The organism is Micrococcus sp. ACRRV, assembly GCF_022346985.1.
Taxonomy (GTDB): Bacteria; Actinomycetota; Actinomycetes; order Actinomycetales; family Micrococcaceae; genus Micrococcus; species Micrococcus porci.
In genome coordinates this window covers 1-21721 of sequence record NZ_JAKRNH010000035.1, presented here as the reverse complement: position 1 = coordinate 21721, position 21721 = coordinate 1, and the positions used below count along the sequence as shown (strand labels likewise).

The following is a 21721-nucleotide window of genomic DNA, read 5'->3' as shown; positions in this document are numbered from 1 at the left end:
TCAGAGACCGAACGCAGGGCCGCGTTGCCTGGGTGGGTGCACTTCTACAATCATCACCGAGTCCACTCCGCGATCGGAGCCGCACCTGCCAGCAGGCTCAACAACCTCCCTGGACATCACAGCTAGGCTTCGCGGGTGCCCCGTCTGCTCGTCGACCTCGCCCCGCTGGAGGCCTCGCCCGCGTACCGGCGGCTGTGGCTCGGCAACGCCCTCGCGTTCGTGGGGACGCAGCTCACGCTCGTGGCGGTCTCCCTCGAGGTCTTCGCCCTGACGGGCTCGTCCTTCGCGGTCGGGATGCTGGGCCTGGCCGCCCTGATCCCGTTGGTGGTCGCGGGCCTGTACGGCGGCGCCGTGGCGGACCGCCACGACCGCAGGACGGTCGCCCTCGCCTCCGGCGCCGTCATGTGGGCGGCCACCGCCCTGATCGCGGCGCACGCGTGGGCGGGCGTGGAGTCCGTGGGGGTGCTCTACGGGCTGGTGGCGCTGCACTCGGCGGCCTCCGGCATCAACCAGCCCACCCGCGGGGCCATCATCCCCGCGCTGGTGGGGCCGGCCCTGCTGCCGGCCGCCAACGCGCTGAACATGCTCACCTTCTCGACGGCCATGATGGCCGGGCCCCTGCTCGGCGGGGTGCTGGTGGCGTCGGTCGGCTACGCGTGGACGTACACGGTGGACGTGGTGACGTTCTTGGCGGCGCTCTGGGCGGTGTGGAGGCTCCCCTCCCTGCCCCCGGACCGCTCGGCCGCCCCGGACGACGCCGGACGAGGCGGCCTCTCCTCGGTGCTGGACGGCTTCCGGTTCCTCGGCACCCGGCGCAACGTCCGGATGACGTTCGTGGCGGACATCGTGGCCATGGCCACGGCGTTCCCGCGTGCCCTGCTGCCGGCGGTGGGCGGGACGATCCTCGGCGGTGGCGAGGCCGCGGTCGGCGTGCTGCTGGCGTCCATGGCGGCGGGCACGTTCCTGGCGGGCCTGTTCTCCGGGACGTTCACGCGGGTGCATCGCCAGGGCCGTGGTGTGGCCGTGGCCATCGCGGCGTGGGGCCTGTCCGTGGCCGCGTTCGGGGCGGTGGTCCTCTGGGCCGCCCCGCTGCCCGACGGCGACCCGCGCCTGGGCCCCGCCCTGGCCGCATGCGCAGCGTGCCTGGTGGTGGCCGGCGCCGCCGACTCGGTGTCCGCGGTGTTCCGCACCACCATCCTGCAGTCGGCGACCCCGGACCATCTCCGGGGACGGCTGCAGGGGGTGTTCGTCGTCGTGGTGGCCGGCGGGCCGCGGGTGGGGGAGATGATCCAGGGCACGGCCTCGGCGGCCCTGGGGGAGGGGGCCACCCTGGTGCTGGGCGGCGTGCTGTGCGTGGCCGGGATCGCGCTCCTGATGCGCGTCCAGCCGGGGTTCCTGCATTACGACGCGCGGCGTCCCACGCCGTAGCGGGGGCGCCGCGCGTCGGGGGCGTCCGGAGGGAGGCGGCGGCCCGGCCGCCGGCTCAGTGGGGCTCTCGGCTCAGTCAGCGTCGGCGAGGTCCGCCTGGATGGTGGCGGGCAGGCCGCCGCCCATGCCGCGCCAGTGGGTCACCAGCTCGCGGCGCGGGGCGGCCTGGAGGGCCTCGCGGGCGGCCTTCTCGGCCTTCTCGATCCGCGTGTCCAGGTCGCGGTGCGCGCCCTCGACGACGGCGGCGTGACGGCTGGAGCGCAGGGAGTCGGTCTCGGTGCGCAGCTCGACGGGCTCCAGCTGGTCGGCGGTGGCGTCCTGGTTGGCGCGCTGACGCTTGAGCTGGGAGGGCTGCAGGACCTGGGTGACCCAGCCGCCGTCGAGCAGGATGCCGCGGGGGGCGGCCACGCCGTGGCGCAGGCCGAGGTCCAGGACGTCGGCCTCGTCGATCGGCAGCACGGCCTTCTTCAGCGGCACGTCGTCCACGGGGCGGCCGTCCACCTTCTGGCGGGCGAGGGCGCGCCCGAGGGTGACGTCGGACTGCCACACGGCGCCGCGGGGGTCGATCAGGTAGAGCATCGGGACTCCTCGGTCTCGGGCGGGGCGGCTCAGCGGAAGTTGATGAACTGCAGGTCGGCGTCCTCGAACGTCTTCAGGAGCGCGATGGTCTCCTGGAGGTCGTCACGGGACTTGGAGGAGACGCGGAGCTCGTCTCCCTGGATCACGGCCTTGACGGACTTGGGGGCCTCGTCGCGGATCAGCTTGGTGATCTTCTTGGCGGTGGGCTGGTCGATGCCCTCCTTGATGGAGGCCTCCATGCGGGTCTCCTTGCCGGAGGCGAAGGGCTCTCCGCAGTCCAGGGACTTCAGGGAGATGCCGCGCTTGACCAGCTTGGACTCGAAGACGTCCAGGACGGCCTTGACGCGCTCCTCGGAGTTCGCCTTCATGAGGATCTTCTCGCCGGAGAAGTCGATCTCCGCGCCGACGCCCTTGAAGTCGTAGCGCTGGGCGATCTCCTTCTGCGCCTGGTTCAGGGCGTTGGACACCTCCTGCTTGTCCACCTTGCTGACGACGTCGAACGTGGAATCGCTGGCCATGGGTGCTCCTTGCTGCGTGGGCGGGCGCGCCGGGGTCCCTGCGGCCCGGGCGCGGATTCTGCGCCCACCCTACCGGCCGTGCCCCGTGCCGGTCCCGGCTCGATTGGCGAGGGGTGCACGGTGTGCTGTAGAGTCGTCTCTCGCCTGATCGGTCGGCCTCACGGATTCGTGGGGGCACCGATGAGCGGCCTGGCAGATTACCCGAGCGGCCAAAGGGGGCTGACTGTAAATCAGCTGGCACTGCCTACGGGGGTTCGAATCCCTCATCTGCCACCGGGAGGGAGACCCCGGGACCGGAGCACCGGTCCCGGGGTCTTCTGCCTCTCCGGGGCCCTCCGGGCCTCCGGTGTCCCCGCCGGGTCCGCCCTCACCCCGCGGCCGGCAGCGGGAACACGTCCCAGACGGTCCCGAGCGCGCCACGCGGGGCCTCGCGCTGCAGGCGGTGCACCAGCAGCGCCCAGCCGTCGACGTCCGAGCCGGCCGGGGCGGGCGGGCAGGTGCCGCGGTGGTGCCAGACGTCCCCGGCGAGGACGAAGTCCAGGTGCTCTGCGATGCCCCCGTCGGAGGGGACGTCGCCCTCGCGGCGGAGCCCGTCCGCGGGGGAGACCGCGTAGAGGCTGGTGGCGTCGCGGTCCAGCACCAGGCCGCAGTCGTCCTCGAACGCGGTGATCCACGCGACGGCGTGCCCCATCGCCGCCTCGGGCGGCCCGGCGGGGGAGAGCACCAGGACGCTGCCGCGCTCACCGGGGCGCAGGGTGGCGGGGGTGCCGGGGCCGTGCGGCTCGGCGCGGTCGGTGCGGGTGGGCTCGGCGTGCTGGGCGGTCATGGTGTCCTCCTCGGGGCGGCGCCGGGGTGCCCGGCGGTCGGGTCGACGCCCCTGTGGACGCCGTGCCTCCACCCTCGGCGGAGCGTGCCGGCCGTCACGCGTGGTGGGCGCTGATCCGGGGACGACGCGCCGGGGCCTGGTGCCCTGTGCAGGAGGGTTCGGGGCGCGCTGCCCGGGTCAGTAGGCCCGGTGGTCCGCGGGGGCCAGTCGCGGCCCGAACCGCTCCTTGCTCGCCCCGGAGGCGCCGATCATCCGCACCACCCGCTGGCGGTGCCCCTCCCACGGCTGCAGCAGCCGCAGCATGCCGGCGTCGTCCGTCCGTCGCCCCGCGAGGACCTGGCCGACCAGGTGCGCGAGGTGGAAGTCGCCCACGGACACCAGGTCGGCTGAGCCGTGACTGCGCTGCAGCGCCTCCGCCGCGGACCACGGGCCGACCCCCGGGATCGCCTGCAGCCGGGCCGCGAGCGCGGCCGTGCCGGCGACGTCCCCGGGGGCCACGGCGGCCCCCAGCCGGTCCACCGCCGACGCGCGGCGCGCCACCTCCAGCACCGTCCGGGACTGGGCGGGCTGGACCCAGGCGCGCGCGTGCCAATCCCAGGAGGGGATCGCCAGGACCGCGCGCGGGGTCGGCGGCAGGAGCATCCCCGCGGGTGCCGGACCGGGCGGGGTGGCGTCGTCGATCCCGTGGGCCAGCCGGACGAGGGTGCGCCAGCCGTGGCGGGCCTGGTCGTGGGTGACCTTCTGCTCGAGGACCACGGTCATCAGCTGGGTGGAGAGGTGTCCGGCGGCGGGCAGGCGCAGTCCCTCTCGGGTGCGGCGGGCCTCGCGCAGGGCGTGCGGCAGGGAGGGGCGGCGGGGGTCCGGGGCGAGGAGCGCGTCGAAGGCGTCCCAGCCGGTGTCGTGCAGGCCGAGCAGGGCGGGCAGCCCGGCGAGCGCGGCGGCGGCCCCGGGGCCCCAGGCGCGAGCCGTCACCTCGCCCCGGACCTGCGGGGAGACCAGGAGGGTGGCCGGCAGCGTGGCCCCGTCCACGCGCTCGCGGCGGGTGAGCCACACCCCCGTCGGCGCCGCGCGCACCGTGGGGTCGGCCGCGCCGCGCTGCAGGGGACGCAGCGTGGCGGCCACGTCCACCGGGACGCCCGGGGCCAGGCGCACGACGGCATCCGGCGGGACGGACAGGGGCGGGACCATGGCGGCACGGTACCGCGTGCGGTGCGCCGTCCCGGCCGGGGGCGTCCGCTGTGAGCGGAGCACATGGCGTCCGGTGACCGGACCTCGGTGCCGTGTCCGGAGGCTCGCGTAGCGTGGGCGCCGTGAACGAGATCAACCCCGCCCCCGCCCACGGTCAGCCGCGCTGGGCCGAGAACGTCCTGGACCTGATCGGCCGGACCCCGCTGGTGAAGCTCAACCGCGTCACGGAGGGCGTGGAGGCCACCGTGCTCGTCAAGGTGGAGTACCTGAACCCGGGCGGCTCCGTGAAGGACCGCATCGCGCTGCGCATGCTCGAGGAGGCCGAGCGGGACGGGAAGCTCGCCCCCGGCGGCACCGTGGTGGAGCCCACCTCCGGCAACACCGGCGTGGGCCTGGCCCTCGTGGCCCAGCAGAAGGGCTACCGGGCCGTGTTCGTCACCCCGGACAAGGTCGGCCAGGAGAAGCGGGACGTCCTCACCGCGTACGGTGCGGAGATCGTGGTCACCCCCACCTCCGTGGAGCCGTCCTCGGACGAGTCCTACTACGGCGTGGCCAACCGTCTGGAGAAGGAGATCCCGGGCGCGTTCCAGCCGAACCAGTTCTTCAACCCGGCCGCCCCGGCCTCGCACTACGAGACCACCGGCCCGGAGATCTGGGAGGACACCGCGGGCACGGTGACCCACGTGGTCATCGGCGCCGGCACCGGCGGCACCATCACCGGCACGGGCCGCTACCTCAAGGAGGTCTCCGCGGACCGCGCGTCGAGCCCGGTGCGCGTGATCGGCGCGGACCCGGAGGGCTCCGTCTACTCCGGCGGCACCGGGCGCCCCTACTTCGTCGAGGGCGTCGGCGAGGACATGTGGCCGGGGAACTACGACCCCTCGGTCCCGGACGAGGTCATCGCCGTCTCCGACGACGCCGCGTTCGAGATGACCCGCCGCCTGGCCGCGGAGGAGGGCCTGCTGGTCGGCGGCTCCTCCGGCATGGCCGTGGTGGCCGGGCTGCAGGCGGCCCGCGAGCTCGGTCCCGACGACGTCATGGTGATCGTCCTGCCGGACTCCGGCCGCGGCTACCTGGCCAAGATCTTCAACGACGACTGGATGGACGAGCGCGGCTTCCACTACGCGCAGGAGGAGACGGTGCTGCCCGCCTGGGCGCAGGGCCGCACCCGCTCCGCCGTGGCCACGGCGCCGTCCGACTCCCGCGAGGGCGCGCGCGGCGGTGTGGGCACCCCCGTGGAGGCCCCGGGCGAGGGCTCGCCGCAGGACGGCGCCGCCACCGCGACGCCGGTCCTCGGCTCCCGCTGGGACGCCTCCCTGGCGGACGTGCTCGCGGACAAGGAGGACCTGTTCCCCGGCTCCGTGCCCACCCTCGTCACCGCGTCCCCGGACACCACCGTGGCCGACGCCGTCGCCACCCTCGCCCGCTACGGCGTGGACGCCCTGCCCGTGATCGCCGAGCCGCGCCACGACCTGCGCATCAACGAGGTCCGCGGCACGGTGTCCGCCTCCGCGCTCGCGGCCGCGTTGGCGGCAGGCCGGGTGCAGCCCGGCTCGGCCGTGTCCGCCGTCATGGAGCCCGCGCTCCCGAGCGTCGGCGCCGCCACGACCCTCCGCGCGGCCGCCCGCCGGCTGCAGAAGGACCCGATCCTGCTGGTGATGGACGCGGGCATCGTCCAGGGTGTGGTGACCCTGCACGACGTCCTCGTCTACGCCACCGCCTGAGACAGCCGCCCCCGAGACAAGGAGCCTCCGGCATGACCGAGCAGAACGCCCACGAGCAGCCCCACGACACCGCCCCCTCCGGCCCCGAGGTCACGGAGGGGCCCGCGGAGGGCTTCGGCACCCGTGCCGTGCACGCGGGACAGCACCTGGACGAGGTGTACGGCGCCGTCGTCCCGCCGCTGCACATCTCCAGCACCTACGCGCCCACCGCCATCGGCGAGCTGCGCCGTGGCTACGACTACGGCCGCGGCACCAACCCCACCCGTGACGCCCTGCAGGAGCAGCTCGCCGCGCTGGAGGCCGGCGTGGACCCGGACGGGACGCCGAAGGCCACCGGCCTGACGTTCGCGTCCGGCCTGGCCGCCGAGACCGCCCTCATCATGGGCGCCGGTCAGCCCGGCATGACCATCGTGATGGGCAACGACGTCTACGGCGGCTCGTACCGCCTCATCTCCAGGGTCCTCAAGCCTTGGGGCGTGGACCACGCCGTGGTGGACATGGGCGAGCCGGAGCAGGTGGCCGCCGCCGTCGAGCAGGCCTCCGCGTCCGGCCCGGTGATGGTCTGGCTGGAGACCCCCTCCAACCCGATGATGAAGATCTCCGACGTCGCCGCGATCGCCGAGGCCGCCCACGGCCGGGGCGCGCTGCTCGTGGTGGACAACACGTTCGCCACCCCGTACCTGCAGAACCCCATCGCCCTGGGGGCGGACGTGGTGGTGCACTCCACCACCAAGTACATCGGCGGCCACTCGGACGTCATCGGCGGCGCCCTGGTGATCCCGGACGCCGAGCTCGCCGAGAAGGTGAAGTTCCAGCAGTTCGCCGCGGGCGCCGTCAACGGCCCGTTCGACGCCTACCTCACCACCCGCGGCGTGAAGACCCTCGGGGTCCGCATGGATCGCCACCAGGCCAACGCGCAGGCCGTGGCCGAGTGGCTCACCGAGCAGTCCGCCGTGTCCCAGGTGCTGTACCCGGGCCTGCCGGACCACCCGGGCCACGAGCTTGCGAAGCGCCAGATGCGCGGCTTCGGCGGCATGGTGTCGGTGCGGTTCCACGGGGGCGCCGCGGCGGCCAAGAAGGTCGCCGAGTCTACGCGCCTGTTCCAGCTGGCCGAGTCCCTCGGCGGCATCGAGTCGCTGATGAACTACCCGGCGGAGATGACCCACGCCTCCGTGGCCGGCACCGAGCTGGCCGTCCCGGACGACCTCGTGCGGCTGTCCGTGGGCATCGAGGACGCCTCCGACCTCATCGCCGACCTCGAGCAGGCGATCGCCGGCCTGGCCGGCTGACGCGCCCCGCCTCGTGCGACGCCGGCGGGACCCCTTCCGAGTCCGGCCGGCGTCGTAATGTGGATCATATGAGCATCACCGCCTTCACGAACGCCCACGTGGTCCCCGTCGAGTCCGACCCGTTCGACGGCGTCCTCCTGGCCGAGGACGGGCGGATCTCCGCCCTCGGCCCGGACGTCGAGATCCCGGCGGGCGCCGACGTCGTCGACTGCGGGGGACGCTGGCTCCTGCCCGGCTTTGTGGACGCCCACGTCCACCTGGGCATGCACGCCGAGGGCGAGGTCGGGGCCACCGCCGACGTCAACGAGATGACGGACCCCGTCATGGCGGGCGTGCGCGCCCTCGACGCCGTGGACCCGAACGAGCCCGGCTGGCGGGACGCCCTGGCCGGCGGCATCACCACCGTCAACGTCAACCCCGGCTCGGGCAACCCGATCGGCGGCCAGGCCGTGGCCATGCACACCCACGGGCGCACGGTGGACGAGATGGTGCTGCGCGCCCCGTCCGGCGTGAAGTCCGCGCTGGGGGAGAACCCCAAGACCGTCTACAAGGAGCAGGGCCGCACCCCGTCCACCCGCCTGGGCACCGCCCTCGTGATCCGTCGGGCCTTCATGGAGGCGCAGGGCTACATGGCCCGCCGCACGGAGGCCGAGGCGGACGGCAAGCCGTTCACGAAGGACCCGCACATGGAGGCCCTCGCTCTGGTCCTGGAGCGCAGGATCCCGTGGCGCCAGCACTGCCATCGCACCGACGACGTCGCCACGGCCCTGCGCATCGCCGACGAGTTCGGCTACGACCTCGTGCTCGACCACGGCACCGAGGCGCACCCGCTCGCGGACGTGCTCGCCGAGCGCGGGGTGCCCGTGCTGATCGGCCCGCTCTTCACCACCAAGTCCAAGCCGGAGCTGCGCGGTCGGTCCCTGCGCAACCCCGGCCGACTGGCCCGTGCGGGCGTGGAGATCAGCATCATCACGGACCACCCGGTGGTGCCGATCGACTTCCTCGTCTACCAGGCGGCGCTCGCGGTCAAGGAGGGGCTGGACCGGGACACCGCGCTGCGGGCCATCACGCTGAACCCGGCGAAGGTCCTCGGGCTCGCGGACCGCATCGGCTCCCTCGCCCCGGGCAAGGACGCCGATCTGGTCCTCTGGTCGGGGGACCCGCTGGACGTCATGCAGCGTGCGCTGCGCGTGTGGATCGGGGGCCGTCCGGTGATGGAGTACGACGCCGCCGCGGCCCGCCCGGTCGTCGCCTCCGCCCGCCCCGCGGAGGACTGACCGCGGAGGCCTGGGCGGGGCGGACACGACGCGGGGGCCGGCGATGCCGGCCCCCGAAGTCTCGTGTCCGCTTAGCGGCGCACGCGGGAGCGCACCGGCGGCAGCCAGAGGAGCACGGCGCCGATCGCCATGGCCGCGCCGAGCACGATGAACAGAGGATTCGGGCGCAGCACCGCGGGGATGGCCAGCAGCACGGCCACGGTGGTCAGCGTGCCGAGGGAGGCGCGGCGGCGCCGCAGGAGGCCCACCCAGCCCCAGAGGGTGACGAGCGCCAGCGCCGCGAGCACGCCGCCCACGGTGTACTGACCGGTGGCTCCGCCGAGCGGGCCGATGGACTGCAGACCGGTGACGGGGTCGATGACCTCGCCGCCGTCGCGGTCGGCCCGCACGCCGTTGTAGACGAACGCGGTGGCCAGCCCGAGCAGCAGCAGGGAGACGGCGAGCCACCACAGCCGGGTGAGGCGCAGCAGCGGGTGGACCCTGCCGGCCTCGGTCTCGTCGCGGGCGTCGAGGGCGCGCTCTCGCTCGGCCTGACGCTCGGCGCGGGCGGCGTCGTCGTTGGCGCGGACCTGCTCCCGCACCCCGCGCAGGCGCGCGGCGTCCTGCGCCTGGTTCTCCTTGAAGCTGCGGCCGGCCTCGCCGGCGGCGTGGCCCACGCGTTCCTTCAGGGGCTCGGCCCGCTCGGCCGCCTGGGCCGCGGCACGGACGGCGCGCTCGCGCAGGCCGGTGGCGCGCGAACCGTCGGCGTCTGCGGTTCGGGGGGCCTCGGCGCGCGCCTGCTCGCGGCGGATCCGCTCGGCGTCCTGGCCCTCGCGGAAGGCGCGGGCGGCGCGTCCGGCGGCGCGGGCGATGCGGTCGCTGCTGTTCTCTGCGCTGTTGTCTGCCACGGGCCCGAGCCTATCGGGCGGGCCCGGGGAGGGGCAGGACGGTGGGGCAGGACACACCACCGGGGCGCAGACGGGCGAGGGTGCACTCGCGTACAGTGGGGGAACCGGATCCGGTCATTTCCCCCTGTGGTGGAGAGCGTGGACGCGTGAGCCACGCCGTTGGATGCAGATGTCGTGCAGATGTGTGTGCGGGTCGCGAACGTCGCGGCCCCGGGGGACTTCGCGGCTGGACGGTCACTTCCATCCCAGCAGCCCCCGCGCCCACGACGACGACCCGCGACCGTCGCCCGCCGGCGCGCCTGCGCATCCCCAGGAGGACGCCTTGACGCCCCATGAGACCATCCCCGCCGACGATCAGGCACCCGTGGACCTGACCGAGTTCGACCCCGAGCTGGCCGAGACCACGGCGGAGGCCCCCGCCGCCGAGCAGGACGCCGACGACGCCGAGGCCGACGCTGAGCCGGCCGGACCCACGTTCCTCTCCCTCGGCCTGGACGCCCGTGTCCTGGCCGCCGTCGAGGACCTGGGTTACCAGCGTCCCTCGCCCATCCAGGAGGCGACCATCCCGCTGCTGCTGGACGGCCGCGACGTCGTGGGCCTCGCCCAGACCGGCACCGGCAAGACCGGTGCGTTTGCCCTGCCGGCACTCTCCCGCCTGGCCGAGACCCAGGACGTCAACGGACGCTCGCAGGCCCCCCAGATCCTCGCCCTGGCCCCGACCCGCGAGCTCGCACTCCAGGTCGCCGAGGCGTTCGAGTCCTACGCCAAGCACCTGGACGACGTCTCGGTGCTCGCCGTCTACGGCGGCGCCCCGTACGGTCCCCAGCTGGCCGGCCTGCGCCGCGGCGCCCAGGTCGTCGTCGGCACCCCGGGCCGCGTGATCGACCACCTCGAGCGCGGCAACCTGGACCTCTCTCAGCTGCAGACCCTCGTGCTGGACGAGGCGGACGAGATGCTGCGCATGGGCTTCGCGGAGGAGGTGGACCGCATCCTCGCGGAGACTCCGGACTCCAAGCAGACCGCGCTGTTCTCCGCCACCATGCCCCCGGCGATCCGCCGGATCTCCGCGCAGTACCTGAACGACCCGGAGGAGGTGGCGGTCGCCCGCCAGTCGACCACCGGCACGAACATCCGCCAGCGCTACCTGCAGATCGCGCATCAGTGGAAGTTCGAGGCGATGACCCGCATCCTCGAGACCGAGGACCATGAGGGCGTCATCGCGTTCGTCCGCACCCGCGCCGGCACGGACGAGCTGGCGCAGCGCCTGAACCAGGCCGGCTTCTCCGCCGTGGCCATCTCCGGCGACGTCGCGCAGAAGCAGCGCGAGAAGACCGTGGACGACCTCAAGGCCGGCCGCGTGGACATCCTCGTGGCCACCGACGTCGCCGCCCGCGGTCTGGACGTGGAGCGCATCTCCCTCGTCGTGAACTACGACATCCCGCAGGACGCCGAGTCCTACGTGCACCGCATCGGCCGCACGGGCCGCGCCGGCCGCTCCGGCGACGCCGTGCTCTTCATGACCCCCCGCGAGCGCTTCCTGCTCAAGCAGATCGAGCGCACCACGCGCCAGGAGGTCGAGGAGATGCAGGTGCCCACCGTGGCGCAGGTGAACGAGGCCCGCACGCGCGGCGTCGTCGCCGGCATCGGGCGCACCCTGGAGACCGCCTCCGAGGCAGACCTGGACACCTACGCGCGCATGGTCGCCGAGTACGTGGAGGCGAACGACGTCGACCCGGCCCGCGCGGCGGCGGCCCTGGCCCTCATGGCCCAGGGCGGGCGCCCGCTGCTCACCGAGGCCGACGAGGTCCCGGCCGGCGGCCGCGTGCGCCGCGATCGCGACCGCGACGACCGCCGTGAGCGGGGCGACCGTTCCGAGCGGGGCGACCGCGACGGCCGTGGCTCCCGCGGCCCGCGCCGCGAGCCCGCCGCCGGCAACGCGACGTACTGGATCGGCGTCGGCCACCAGGACCGCGTCCGTCCGGGCAACATCGTGGGCGCGCTGGCCAACGAGGTCGGCCTGCCGGCCTCCGCGATCGGCGCGATCGACCTGCGCGGCAACCACGCCCTCGTGGAGCTGCCCGCGGACCTGACCGCGGCCCAGCTGGACGCCGCGGCGAACACGGAGATCAACGGGCGCCGCCTGAACCTGCGCAAGGACACCGGCCGGCCCACCCGCGCCGAGCGCGACGGTGACGGCGAGCGCGGCCACCGCGGTCCGCGCGAGGACCGCGGCGGCTTCCGCCGGGACCGGGGCGACCGTGGGGGGTTCCGCAGGGACCGCGGCGAGCGCCCCGAGCGCGGCGGCTTCCGCAAGGACCGCGACGACCGCGGCCCTCGCGAGGACCGGGGTGGGTTCCGCCACGACCGTGACGACCGCGGCCCTCGCGAGGACCGGGGTGGGTTCCGCCACGACCGTGACGACCGCGGCGGCCGTCCGGGCGCCCGCAAGCCGCGCTGGGGCTCCGACGACCGTCGGGACCGCGGACCGCGCCGCTGACCCCCGCTGACGCGCTCCTGACCGGGGCCGTGGTGGACCTTCCGAGGTGCTCGGAGAGGCCGCCGCGGCCCCGATTTTGCATCAGTGGGAAAGATGCTGTAGAGTCTTACCTCGTTGCCCCGATAGCTCAGTGGTAGAGCGCCATCTTGGTAAGATGGAGGTCCCGGGATCGATTCCCGGTCGGGGCTCTGACATGAGAGCCCGTTCTCTCGGCTTGCGCCGCGAGCGCGGGCTCCTCATGTTGTGGCGGCGTAGCTCAGCTGGTTAGAGCGCACGACTCATAATCGTGAGGTCGAGGGATCGAGTCCCTCCGCCGCTACCGATCGAAGGCCCGGACCCTGTGGTCTGGGCCTTCGTCGTTCCCGGCGCCTCGCCGGGCCTCCCGCCCGTGCTCCGTAGACTGGCGCCCATGCCCACCTCCGCGCGTCGCCCCGAGCCCTCCGCCCGCTCCGGCGGGTTCGTCTCCCCGTGGGAGCACGGCTCCCGGCTCTACCGCGGCATGGTCCTCACCGGCTCCGCGCTGTTCCTCATCGGCATCGTCCTGTCCGTCGTCGGCGCCACCGCGCACGTGCTCGCCCTGTCCTGGACAGCGCTGGGTGTGCTCGGCGCCGGTGTCCTCGTCCACCTCTCGGCGCAGCTGGTGCGGCTGCGGGAGGCCGGCCGACGCGAGTCCGCCGCCCGGAGCGCCCGGCGGAAGGGCCGGGGGAGCGGCCGCTAGGCTGGAGGCCCTGGCCGAGGCCGCCCGCGGGCGGCCGTCTCAGATGTGAGGAGCCCCCGTGAGCGAGACCGAGTCCCTGGTCGGACGCACGTATCCGCCCGCGCCCGCGTACCAGGTCGGCCGGGAGGCCGTCCGCGCGTTCGCCGACGCCGTGCAGGCCGCCCATCCCGCGCACACGGACGTGGACGCGGCCCGCGCGCTCGGGTACGCGGACGTCGTCGCCCCGCCCACGTTCGCCGTGGTGGTCGCCCAGCGGGCCGAGGCCGCCGTCGTAGCGGACCCGGAGGCGGGCATCGACTTCTCCCGTGTGGTCCACGCGGACGAGCGCTTCACCCATCACCGGCCCATCGTGGCCGGGGACGAGCTCACCGCCACCGTGCTGATCGAGGCCGTCAAGGAGCTCGGCGGCAACCGGATGGTCACCACCGTCACAGAGATCGTCGACGCCGCCGGGGCGCCCGTCTCGGACGTCGCCTCGACCCTGCTGGTCCGCGGAGAGGAGTCCTGATGCGCGCGCAGTCCGCCCGCCCCGTCCTGGCCGAGCTGGCGAAGGGCCAGTCGATCGGCTCTCGGACCGTGCCGCTCACGCGCGCCGGCCTGGTGGCCTACGCCGCCGCCTCCGGGGACCACAACCCCATCCACTGGAACCAGGCCTTCGCCGCATCCGTGGGCCTGCCCGGCGTCATCGCGCACGGCATGCTGACCATGGGCGCGGCCGTGCAGCTGGTCACCGACTGGGCCGGTGACCCCGGCGCGGTCGTCGACTACCAGACGCGCTTCACGGCCATGGTGCCGGTCGCGGACACCACCGGTCAGACCGACGACGCCGGCGCGCCCGTCCCCGGGGCCGTCCTGGAGGTCTCCGGCGCGGTCGGCGCGATCGACGCCGAGGCCGGGACCGTCCGCATCGACCTCACCGTCAACGACCCGGCCCAGGCCAAGCCCCGCGTGCTGACCAAGGCCCAGGCGCTCGTGCGCCTGACCAAGGCCGTCGAGACCCCCGAGGAGACCGCGTGAGCGAGCGCCTGTCCGACCACACCACCACCCGCGTCGGCGGCCCGGCGCGCGCCTGGGTCGAGGCCCGCACCGAGGCCGAGGCCGTCGCGGCCGTGCGCGCCGCGGACGCGGCCGGCGAGCCGCTGTTCGTGCTCGGCGGCGGGTCCAACACCCTGATGGCGGACGCCGGGTTCGAGGGCACCGTGGTGCACATGGGTTTCACCGGCGTGGAGGTCCTCCCCGCCGAGGGCGCCGCGGACGGGGCAGGCGACGTCGTCGTGCGCGTGGCCGCGGGCCACGTGTGGGACGAGGCCGTGGCCTGGACGGTGGAGCACGGGCTGGCCGGTGTCGAGGCGCTCTCGGGCATCCCGGGGTCCGCCGGCGCCACCCCCGTGCAGAACGTAGGCGCCTACGGGGCGGACGTGTCCCAGGTGCTCGTGTCCCTGCGGGCGTTCGACCGCGCGGCCGGGCAGGTCGTCGAGCTGTCCGCCGAGGATCTGCGCTTCGGGTACCGCGACTCGGTGATCAAGCGCTCCATGCTCGAGGACGGGTCGCCGAGCCCCCGGTGGATCGTGCTCTCGATCGACCTGCGCCTGCGCCGCGCCGAGGAGGGCGCCGAGCCGACCGCTCCCGTGCGCTACGCCCAGCTGGCCCGCGTCCTGGAGGTCGAGGAGGGCGCCGACGTCTCCCTCGCCCAGGTCCGCGAGCACGTGCTGGCGCTGCGCGCGTCCAAGGGCATGGTCAGCGACGCCGCCGATCACGACACCTGGTCCACCGGCTCCTACTTCACCAACCCGATCGTCCCGGCCACCGTGCGCGTCACCCTGCCCGAGGGGGCCCCGGCCTTCGCGGCGGGCACGGACGAGGACGGCACGCCGTTGGTGAAGCTCTCCGCCGCCTGGCTGATCGACCACGCCGGCTACGGCAAGGGCTTCGGCCTGCCGGACGCCCCGCGCCGCGAGGGCGACGCGGACGGCAGCGGCCCCGACGGGCGCGGGCTGGCCGGGGGGCGCGCGGCGCTGTCCACGAAGCACACCCTGGCGGTGACCAACCGCGGCGGGGCGTCCACCGAGGACGTGTTGACCGTGGCCCGCGCGGTGCGGGACGGCGTGAAGGCGCGCTTCGGCGTCGACCTGCACCACGAGCCGATGATTATCGGCACCCGCCTCTGACGACCCGCCCCCTGCCCGCCCGCGCGCTTTCGCGAAGGAGAACGTCGCTACTATCCCGACTCCTCGGGAAGGTAGCGACGTTCTTCTGAGCGAAAGTGCCGCCGTGCTGCCGCCCCGCAGCCGCGGCCGGGGCTCAGAGGTTGCCGGTGGCGATCATCAGCATGCGGCGGATGGGCTCGGCCGCGCCCCACAGGAGCTGGTCGCCGACGGTGAAGGCGGAGAGGTACTCCGGGCCCATGTTGAGCTTGCGCAGGCGCCCGACGGGGATCTGCAGGGTGCCGGAGGCGGCGATCGGGGTGAGGTCCCGCAGGGAGGCCTCCTTCTCGTTCGGCACGACCTGGACCCACTCGGTGCCGTCCGCCACGATCTCGGTGATCTCGTCGAGCGGCACGTCCCGGGTGAGCTTGAGCGTCAGCGCCTGGGAGTGGGAGCGCATGGCGCCGATGCGCACGCACAGCGAGTCGAACGGGATGCGGTCGTCGCCGGTGAGGCCGAGCACCTTGTTGGTCTCGTCGTAGGCCTTCTGCTCCTCGCGGGAGACGCCGTTGCCGAGGTCCGAGTCGATCCACGGGATCAGCGAGCCGCCCAGCGGCACCCCGAACTGGGACGCGTCCAGGCCGCCGCGCTGCAGCTCCAGCACCTTGCGGTCGATCTCCAGGATCGCCGACGACGGGTCGGCCAGCTCCTCGGCCACGACGCCGCCCAGGGCCGCGTACTGGGTGAGCAGCTCGCGCATGTGGCGGGCACCGCCGCCGGAGGCCGCCTGGTAGGTCATGGCGGTGCCCCACTCGACCAGGCCCTCGCGGAACAGGCCCCCCAGGCCCATGAGCATGCAGGAGACGGTGCAGTTGCCGCCGATGAAGTCCTTGGTGCCGGACGCCAGCGCGGCGTCGATCACGGAGCGGTTCACGGGGTCCAGCACGATCACGGAGGAGTCCTCCATGCGCAGCGTGGAGGCGGCGTCGATCCAGATGCCGTCCCAGCCGGCGGCGCGCAGGGCGGGGTACACGGCCTTGGTGTAGTCGCCGCCCTGGGCGGTCACGATGATCGGCAGGGCCTTGAGGGCCTCGACGTCGTGCGCGTCCTGCAGGGTGCCGGCGTCACCGTCCATGCCCTCGAACACGGGGGCGGGGCGGCCGGCGTTGGAGGTGGAGAAGAACACCGGGTGGATGCGGGCGAAGTCGCCCTCCTCGGCCATCCGCTGCATGAGGACGGAGCCGACCATGCCGCGCCAGCCCACGATGCCCACGGTGGGCACGGCGGCCGGAGCGGCGGGGGACACGGGGGCGGGGGCTGCGGAAGTCATGCCCCCACGTTACCGGCCGGAGCGGTCCCGCCTCCTGCGGTTCCAGGTGATGAGACCGCCCGCGGCGAACACCTGGGTGAGCACCACCAGGAACACGACGCCGGCCACCACCTTGCCCTGCAGCACGAGGATCAGGCCCATCACCGCGCAGACGAACGCGAGCACGGGGAAGGCGATCAGCGTGAGGAAGGTGACGGCCTGCGCGTCCAGCAGGGGCGCCTTCTCGTCGGAGGGGAGGTCGGCCATGTCAGTCACGCTCCCATCGTTCGTCGCGGCGGCGCGGCCCGGCGGCGGAGTCGAGCCAGCCGTCGGGGCTCGGGTCGGCGGCCACGAGCCGCCAACGGGAGTCCAGGGCGGGGGCGTGGGTGTCGCCGGGCGCGTCCACGTCCACGACCGTGATCTCGGCACGGGTGGCCACGTCCAGGGCCTGCTCGTAGAGGGTGGCCCCGCCGATGACCCACACGAGGTCCAGTCCGTCCGCCTCGTCCGCGGCGGTCAGTGCCGCCCCGAAGTCGGGGACGACGACGGCGCCGGCCGCCCGCACCGCCTCGCCGGCCTCGGGGGTGGCCGTCAGGGTGCGGGAGACCACGATGTTCGTGCGCCCGGGGAGGGGGCGGACGCGCGCCGGGAACGAGTCCCAGGTGCGCCGGCCCATGATCACGGGGTGGCCCAGGGTGAGCGCCTTGAAGCGGGCGAGGTCCTCGGGCAGGTGCCAGGGCATGGTGCCGTCGGCGCCGATGACGCCGTCCGGGGTCTGCGCCCAGATCATGGCGATGGTCTGGCGGGGGCGAGCGCCGTCGTCGTGGTGGCGGGCCATCAGACGGCCACCGGGGCCTTGATCGCGGGGTGGTGGCGGTAGTCCACGAGCTCGAAGTCGTCGTACTCGTAGTCGAAGATGCTCTCCGGCGTGCGGCGGATCCGCAGCGTGGGGTACGGGTACGGCTCGCGGGAGAGCTGCTCGCGCACCTGCTCCTCGTGGTTGGCGTAGATGTGGCAGTCCCCGCCGGTCCACACGAACTCGCCGGGGGTCAGCCCGGTCTGCTGGGCCACCATCAGGGTGAGCAGGGCGTAGGAGGCGATGTTGAAGGGCACGCCCAGGAACAGGTCCGCCGAGCGCTGGTAGAGCTGGCAGGAGAGCACGCCGGGCGCGCCGTCGACGCCGGGGGCCACGTAGAACTGGAACATCGCGTGGCAGGGCGGCAGGGCCATCTCGTCCACCTCGGCCGGGTTCCACGCGGTGACCAGGTGGCGGCGGGAGTCGGGGCTCGTGCGGATCTGCTCCACGACCTTCGCGATCTGGTCGATGCTCGCGCCGTCCGGGGTGGGCCAGGAGCGCCACTGCACGCCGTACACCGGGCCGAGCTCGCCGCCCTCGTCCGCCCACTCGTCCCAGATGGTCACGCCGCGCTCCTGGAGCCAGCGAACGTTCGAGTCGCCGCGCAGGAACCACAGCAGCTCCAGCGCCACGGACTTGAAGTGGACCCTCTTGGTGGTGATCAGCGGGAAGGACTCGGCCAGGTCGAAGCGCAGCTGCCGGCCGAAGACGCTGCGCGTGCCGGTGCCGGTGCGGTCCGCCTTCACGGCGCCGTGCGCGAGCACGTCGGCCAGCAGGTCCTCGTAGGGGGTGGGGATGCTCACCCGGGGAGTCTATCGAGGCCCCCGGACGCGCTGTCGCCCCCGGTCGCGACGGGATCGGCGTCGGGCCCGTCCTGCAGGATCCGCTCCTCGGCACGGGGCCGGGCGAAGATGAGCACGGCCGCGATCAGCGCCGTCGCTGCGAGGACGGCCGCGGAGACGCCCGCGTCCGGCGTGTCCTGGGCGCGCACCGCCGCCGTGACGCCGGCGACGTCGATCCCGCCTTCGGCCCACCGGCCCGCCAGGTCCCCCAGCAGCCCGGCGGCGTCCCGTGCCTGCGCGTGCGCGCCGGCCGCCAGCAGTCCGGCCAGGCCGTTCCAGGCCAGCAGGGCCGCGCCGATGCGGGCGGACCGGTCCACCGCAATCCGGCGGGCGGCGAGGTCCTCGCGGGGGCTGAGCCCGCCGAGCGCCCCGCGCCGGTGCACCACCAGCACGACGCCGGCCACGGCGGCGAGCACGGTCGCCGCGGCCGCGGCGAACCAGGGGGCGACGTCCGCGCCCGCGGGCTGGCTGTCGGCAGACGCGCGGAACTGCGTCGACTCCGGGCCGGTGTGCACGCTCAGCTGGACGCCGTCCACGGCGGGCAGCCCGGCCATCGCGGCGATGCCCGCCGCGGCCAGGACCGTGGCCCCGCCCAGGATGACGAGCACGCGCCGGGAGAGCAGGTGGCGCCAGGACCGGGAGCGCAGCGCCGCCCGCCGTCGCGGTCCGGTTTCCCGAGGCCAGGTGACCTGGGCGAGGGCGGCCAGGCCCACGAGCCACAGCGCGGGCAGCAGGGCCACGGCCGCGATGCCGGGGGTCAACAGCTCTGCCGGCACCGCGGACTCGACCAGCTCCACGGTGCCACGGGTCGGTGCGCCGTCGGCCTGCACCCAGGACAGCCCGCCGTCGCCCGCCCACAGCCCCACGTAGGCCCAGGGGCCGAGCAGCGCCCCGGTGAGGACCAGGGCCAGCAGCGCCCAGAGGCCCAGGTGCTGGCGGGCCGTCGTCCGGGCGGAGCGCCGAGGCCCGCGGCGGGCGGCGAGCGCGAGCACGCCGACGACGGTCAGCCCGAGCAGAAGGACGGGCCAGAGGGGGATGTCGAGGGTCATGGGGTGTCCTTCCGGTCCACGGGGGCGGGGGGAGAGACGAGGGCGGCCTCCACGACGCGCTGCACGCGCTCGCGGTCCCAACCCGCGGCGAGGGCGCTGTGCACGGCCGCCTCCAGGGTCCGGGCGGTGCCGTCGTCGTCGGCGGTGAGGGCGCCTCGGGGCCGGTCCGCGACGACGGTGCCCTTGCCGCGGGCGGTGCGCACGACGCCGGCGGACTCCAGCTCCCGGTACGCCCGCACCACGGTGTTCGGGGCCACCCCGAGGTCGGCGGCCAGAGCCCGGACGGAGGGGAGGCGGTCGCCGGGGGCGAGCACGCCGGCGTCGACGAAGGCGGAGATGCCCGCGCGTATCTGCTCGAATGGGGGCACGGGGGAGCGGAGGTCCAGTTCGAGGGTCGGCTCGACGCCGTTCATGCCGTCTCCGTCCGCACCGTCTCAGCGGTCCGCGCCCGGTCGATCCCTGGCCCCGTGCGCAGCTCGCCCAGCGCGGGCGGGCGCCACAGCAGAAGGACGAGCGCCACCGCCAGGGTGGCGGGGACGCTCGGCTCGGCCCAGAGGAGGACCAGGGTCGCGCCCAGGGCCAGGCCGATCCCGACGCCGGGGAGCGCCGGTCCGCGCGGCACCAGCGAGGCCGCCGTCCGGGGGGTGAGCACCGCGCGTCGCACCCGTCCCTGGGGGGCAGGGACGGAGCGCTGCGCACCGACCGTCACCGCGGCCACGAGGATCGCCGGGAGCAGGGCCAGCGCCAGGGCGAGCCAGACGGCGTCGAGGAAGACCGGGACGCCGTGCCACTCGCCGGCGTCCCAGGTCCATTCCGTCCCCTCCGGCCGGGCCTCAGCGGCCAGTCCGGCGAAGCCGGAGATGGAGCCCAGCAGCAGAGCGGTGACGGCGGTGGCCGCCCCGTGCGATCGGACACGCGCCAGGAGGGCGGCAGATGTGGTGGAGGGCCGCACGCTCAGCGCCGTGCCGATGACGATGGCCAAGACGCTCAGCACGGTGAGGACGGGCAGCAGGACGGTGAACAGCGCCATCACGACCTCCGGTGACGGGGAGCGACGAATGGCACCCCTTTGCGCCCACTGTATCAACACGGTGATACACGAGGAAGGGGTGTCCGCACGCACCACGGGGCGGGGACGTCCTCGTCCCCGCCCCGCCAGATGCCGCCGTCTCAGACCTCGCGCACCATGTCCTGGTACTCGGGGTAGCGGCGCAGGTAGTCCTGCACGTAGGAGCACTCGGGGGAGATCTTCTCGCCCTCGGCGCGGAGCCGGTCCAGGACGATCGTCACCAGGGCGCGGGCGTAGCCCTTCCGGCCGTGCGCCTCGTCGATGATGGTGTGCTGGAGGCGCACCACTGTCTCGTCCTCACCGCCGTTGGCCGCGGGGAGCTCCTCGACGTCGTAGCCCAGGAAGCCGATGAACACGCCGTCCTGGCGCATCTCGAAGCGCTGGCGGTCCGGATCCCGGGTCACCTGGAGGCGCTCGTGGACGATCTTCTCGGGGTGCTGGTTCGCGGTGGTCTCCATGCCACGAGCCTAGGCCCGCATGGTCAGTCGCTCCAGGGGTCGTAGACCTCGACGGCCACCACGGCGCCCTTGGCGTCCAGCCCCTGGTGCAGCACCAGCACGCCGCCCGGGCGCAGGTGCGGGTCCCGGCGCGGCAGGGCGGCCAGCACGTCGGAGGCCGGGCGGGCGGCGGCGTCGTCGACCTCCTCGAGGATCGAGGGGATCACGGGACGGTGCAGGCACAGCACCTGCGGACGACGCCGGGCCAGCAGGTCCCGGAACGCCCGCCGGGTCTTCTTGGGCTTCTCGCGCGCCGTGGTCTCGGTGAACGCGGACTTGGTCTTCAGGGGCAGTCGGGTGGCCTTCACGAAGGGGGCGAGGGTCTCCACGCAGCGCCGCCAGGGGGAGGAGACGACCCGCTCGGGGCGCCAGACCGCGATCAGGCGCGCCACCGAGTGGGCCTGGCGGCGACCGGTGGCGGCCAGCGGGCGCTCCTGCTCGGCGCGCGACCAGGACGAGCGCGGCTTGGCCTTCGCGTGCCGCAGCACCAGCAGCGGGACGGTGCGCAGGTGCCCGCGGGCGTCGGCCCGCTCCAGCCGATCCAGCGGCTCCAGGTCCGTGGCGTTGCTCAGCATCTCGCGGGCGCGGGCCGGGCTGACCCAGCGGGCCTCGTCGACCTCGTCGCCGTCGGGCGTCGGGCGCTGGCCGGTGGCCTCCCCGGCCCAGTACCAGACCTCCTTGGAGAGCATCCCCTTCCCCTTGCGGTCGGGGACGTCGTAGCGGGTCACGGCCAGCGGCAGGCCCGGGCGGAGGGTCAGCGCGACCTCCTCGGCGAGCTCGCGGGCGGCCGCCTCCGGGAGGGTCTCGCCGTCGTCCACCTTGCCCTTGGGCCAGGACCAGTCGTCGTAGCGGGGCCGGTGGATCACGAGGACCTCGAGGCCCTCGGCACCCGGACGCCAGGGGATCATGCCCGCGGCGAGCACCTCGGCGCCGGGCGCGGTGACGGCTCCGTCCGGGGTGGACCAGGCGGCGGCGCGGTCGTCGGGGTGCGCGGACATGGTGCGGGGGTCCTCCGGGGGGATGG

General features: G+C 74.5%; 23 protein-coding genes, 3 tRNA genes and 1 pseudogene. 13 read left to right on the top strand and 14 right to left on the bottom strand.

The window, feature by feature from the left end; translation table 11 throughout:
* Positions 1–126, top strand: a pseudogene (locus MHY29_RS05585) (IS481 family transposase); the annotation flags it as partial.
* 9 nt (positions 127–135) lie between these two features.
* Positions 136–1428, top strand: a complete 1293-nt coding sequence (locus MHY29_RS05580) for an MFS transporter (RefSeq protein WP_224356533.1) — start codon at positions 136–138, stop codon at positions 1426–1428.
* Positions 1429–1500: 72 nt separating this feature from the next.
* Here the strand turns inward: MHY29_RS05580 and MHY29_RS05575 are convergent, their stop codons facing one another.
* Entirely contained in the window at positions 1501–2007 is a 507-nt protein-coding gene (locus MHY29_RS05575) for a hypothetical protein (protein WP_224356534.1), read from the bottom strand.
* Between the two features lie 29 nt (positions 2008–2036).
* Positions 2037–2525 (bottom strand): YajQ family cyclic di-GMP-binding protein, encoded by a 489-nt coding sequence (locus MHY29_RS05570; protein WP_224356535.1) that lies wholly within the window; start codon positions 2523–2525, stop codon positions 2037–2039.
* Positions 2526–2716: 191 nt separating this feature from the next.
* Here MHY29_RS05570 and MHY29_RS05565 point away from each other — a divergent pair.
* Positions 2717–2798: transfer RNA gene (locus MHY29_RS05565), tRNA-Tyr, on the top strand.
* 94 nt (positions 2799–2892) lie between these two features.
* On the opposite strand, the gene MHY29_RS05560 is transcribed toward MHY29_RS05565, so the two are convergent.
* A complete protein-coding gene (locus tag MHY29_RS05560) occupies positions 2893–3351 on the bottom strand; it encodes a hypothetical protein (RefSeq protein ID WP_224356536.1) in 459 nt (152 codons plus the stop codon).
* Positions 3352–3528: 177 nt separating this feature from the next.
* Positions 3529–4539, bottom strand: a complete 1011-nt coding sequence (locus tag MHY29_RS05555) for a DNA-3-methyladenine glycosylase (protein WP_224356537.1) — start codon at positions 4537–4539, stop codon at positions 3529–3531.
* A 122-nt stretch (positions 4540–4661) separates the two neighbouring features.
* Between MHY29_RS05555 and MHY29_RS05550 the strand changes: the two genes are divergently transcribed.
* The 3 genes from MHY29_RS05550 (at position 4662) to MHY29_RS05540 (ending at position 8829) form a co-directional block, all read left to right on the top strand.
* Positions 4662–6263, top strand: coding sequence for a pyridoxal-phosphate dependent enzyme (locus tag MHY29_RS05550; RefSeq protein ID WP_239238725.1), 1602 nt, complete (start codon positions 4662–4664; stop codon positions 6261–6263).
* 32 nt (positions 6264–6295) lie between these two features.
* Positions 6296–7552 carry a cystathionine gamma-synthase gene (locus MHY29_RS05545; protein ID WP_239238723.1) on the top strand — a complete coding sequence of 419 codons (1257 nt, stop codon included), beginning with the start codon at positions 6296–6298 and terminating at the stop codon, positions 7550–7552.
* A 68-nt stretch (positions 7553–7620) separates the two neighbouring features.
* A complete protein-coding gene (locus MHY29_RS05540) occupies positions 7621–8829 on the top strand; it encodes an amidohydrolase (RefSeq protein ID WP_239238721.1) in 1209 nt (402 codons plus the stop codon).
* A gap of 71 nt (positions 8830–8900) precedes the next feature.
* Here the strand turns inward: MHY29_RS05540 and MHY29_RS05535 are convergent, their stop codons facing one another.
* Positions 8901–9716, bottom strand: coding sequence for a hypothetical protein (locus tag MHY29_RS05535; protein ID WP_239238719.1), 816 nt, complete (start codon positions 9714–9716; stop codon positions 8901–8903).
* A 169-nt stretch (positions 9717–9885) separates the two neighbouring features.
* Between MHY29_RS05535 and MHY29_RS05530 the strand changes: the two genes are divergently transcribed.
* The 7 genes from MHY29_RS05530 to MHY29_RS05500 all read left to right on the top strand — a co-directional run bounded on the left by MHY29_RS05530 (position 9886) and on the right by MHY29_RS05500 (position 15099).
* Positions 9886–12213, top strand: a complete 2328-nt coding sequence (locus MHY29_RS05530; protein WP_370643455.1) for a DEAD/DEAH box helicase — start codon at positions 9886–9888, stop codon at positions 12211–12213.
* 116 nt (positions 12214–12329) lie between these two features.
* Positions 12330–12401 (top strand) — tRNA-Thr (locus tag MHY29_RS05525).
* A gap of 57 nt (positions 12402–12458) precedes the next feature.
* Positions 12459–12532: transfer RNA gene (locus MHY29_RS05520), tRNA-Met, on the top strand.
* Between the two features lie 90 nt (positions 12533–12622).
* Positions 12623–12931, top strand: coding sequence for a hypothetical protein (locus MHY29_RS05515; protein ID WP_224356542.1), 309 nt, complete (start codon positions 12623–12625; stop codon positions 12929–12931).
* Positions 12932–12989: 58 nt separating this feature from the next.
* Positions 12990–13439 (top strand): MaoC family dehydratase N-terminal domain-containing protein, encoded by a 450-nt coding sequence (locus tag MHY29_RS05510; RefSeq protein ID WP_239238709.1) that lies wholly within the window; start codon positions 12990–12992, stop codon positions 13437–13439.
* Complete coding sequence (locus MHY29_RS05505; protein WP_239238707.1) at positions 13439–13948, top strand: MaoC/PaaZ C-terminal domain-containing protein; 510 nt, start codon at positions 13439–13441, stop codon at positions 13946–13948. Before MHY29_RS05510 ends, MHY29_RS05505 begins: the two co-directional genes overlap by 1 nt.
* Positions 13945–15099: a UDP-N-acetylmuramate dehydrogenase gene (locus tag MHY29_RS05500; protein WP_239238705.1), complete on the top strand. Its 1155-nt coding sequence runs from the start codon at positions 13945–13947 to the stop codon at positions 15097–15099. Before MHY29_RS05505 ends, MHY29_RS05500 begins: the two co-directional genes overlap by 4 nt.
* 133 nt (positions 15100–15232) lie before the next feature.
* Here MHY29_RS05500 and asd read toward each other — a convergent pair whose 3' ends face one another.
* From asd to MHY29_RS05455, 9 genes are all read right to left on the bottom strand, one after another.
* Positions 15233–16405 carry an aspartate-semialdehyde dehydrogenase gene (gene asd, locus MHY29_RS05495; RefSeq protein ID WP_239238704.1) on the bottom strand — a complete coding sequence of 391 codons (1173 nt, stop codon included), beginning with the start codon at positions 16403–16405 and terminating at the stop codon, positions 15233–15235.
* A gap of 9 nt (positions 16406–16414) precedes the next feature.
* On the bottom strand, positions 16415–16651 hold the full coding sequence (locus tag MHY29_RS05490; protein WP_224356785.1) for an NF038396 family protein: 237 nt from the start codon (positions 16649–16651) through the stop codon (positions 16415–16417).
* A 1-nt stretch (position 16652) separates the two neighbouring features.
* Positions 16653–17222, bottom strand: a complete 570-nt coding sequence (locus MHY29_RS05485; protein WP_224356547.1) for a dihydrofolate reductase — start codon at positions 17220–17222, stop codon at positions 16653–16655.
* Positions 17222–18043 carry a thymidylate synthase gene (locus MHY29_RS05480; RefSeq protein ID WP_239238702.1) on the bottom strand — a complete coding sequence of 274 codons (822 nt, stop codon included), beginning with the start codon at positions 18041–18043 and terminating at the stop codon, positions 17222–17224. The genes MHY29_RS05485 and MHY29_RS05480 overlap by 1 nt, the downstream gene beginning before the upstream one ends.
* Positions 18040–19131: a hypothetical protein gene (locus MHY29_RS05475; protein WP_239238700.1), complete on the bottom strand. Its 1092-nt coding sequence runs from the start codon at positions 19129–19131 to the stop codon at positions 18040–18042. Before MHY29_RS05475 ends, MHY29_RS05480 begins: the two co-directional genes overlap by 4 nt.
* Positions 19128–19544: a GntR family transcriptional regulator gene (locus MHY29_RS05470; RefSeq protein ID WP_224356550.1), complete on the bottom strand. Its 417-nt coding sequence runs from the start codon at positions 19542–19544 to the stop codon at positions 19128–19130. The genes MHY29_RS05475 and MHY29_RS05470 overlap by 4 nt, the downstream gene beginning before the upstream one ends.
* The gene (locus MHY29_RS05465) at positions 19541–20161 is read right to left on the bottom strand and encodes a hypothetical protein (RefSeq protein ID WP_239238698.1); all 621 of its coding nucleotides are present in this window, start codon (positions 20159–20161) and stop codon (positions 19541–19543) included. The genes MHY29_RS05470 and MHY29_RS05465 overlap by 4 nt, the downstream gene beginning before the upstream one ends.
* Positions 20162–20301: 140 nt before the next feature.
* The gene (locus MHY29_RS05460) at positions 20302–20658 is read right to left on the bottom strand and encodes a GNAT family N-acetyltransferase (RefSeq protein WP_239238696.1); all 357 of its coding nucleotides are present in this window, start codon (positions 20656–20658) and stop codon (positions 20302–20304) included.
* A 23-nt stretch (positions 20659–20681) separates the two neighbouring features.
* Positions 20682–21695, bottom strand: a complete 1014-nt coding sequence (locus MHY29_RS05455) for an NUDIX domain-containing protein (RefSeq protein WP_239238727.1) — start codon at positions 21693–21695, stop codon at positions 20682–20684.
* Positions 21696–21721: the final 26 nt, after the last annotated feature.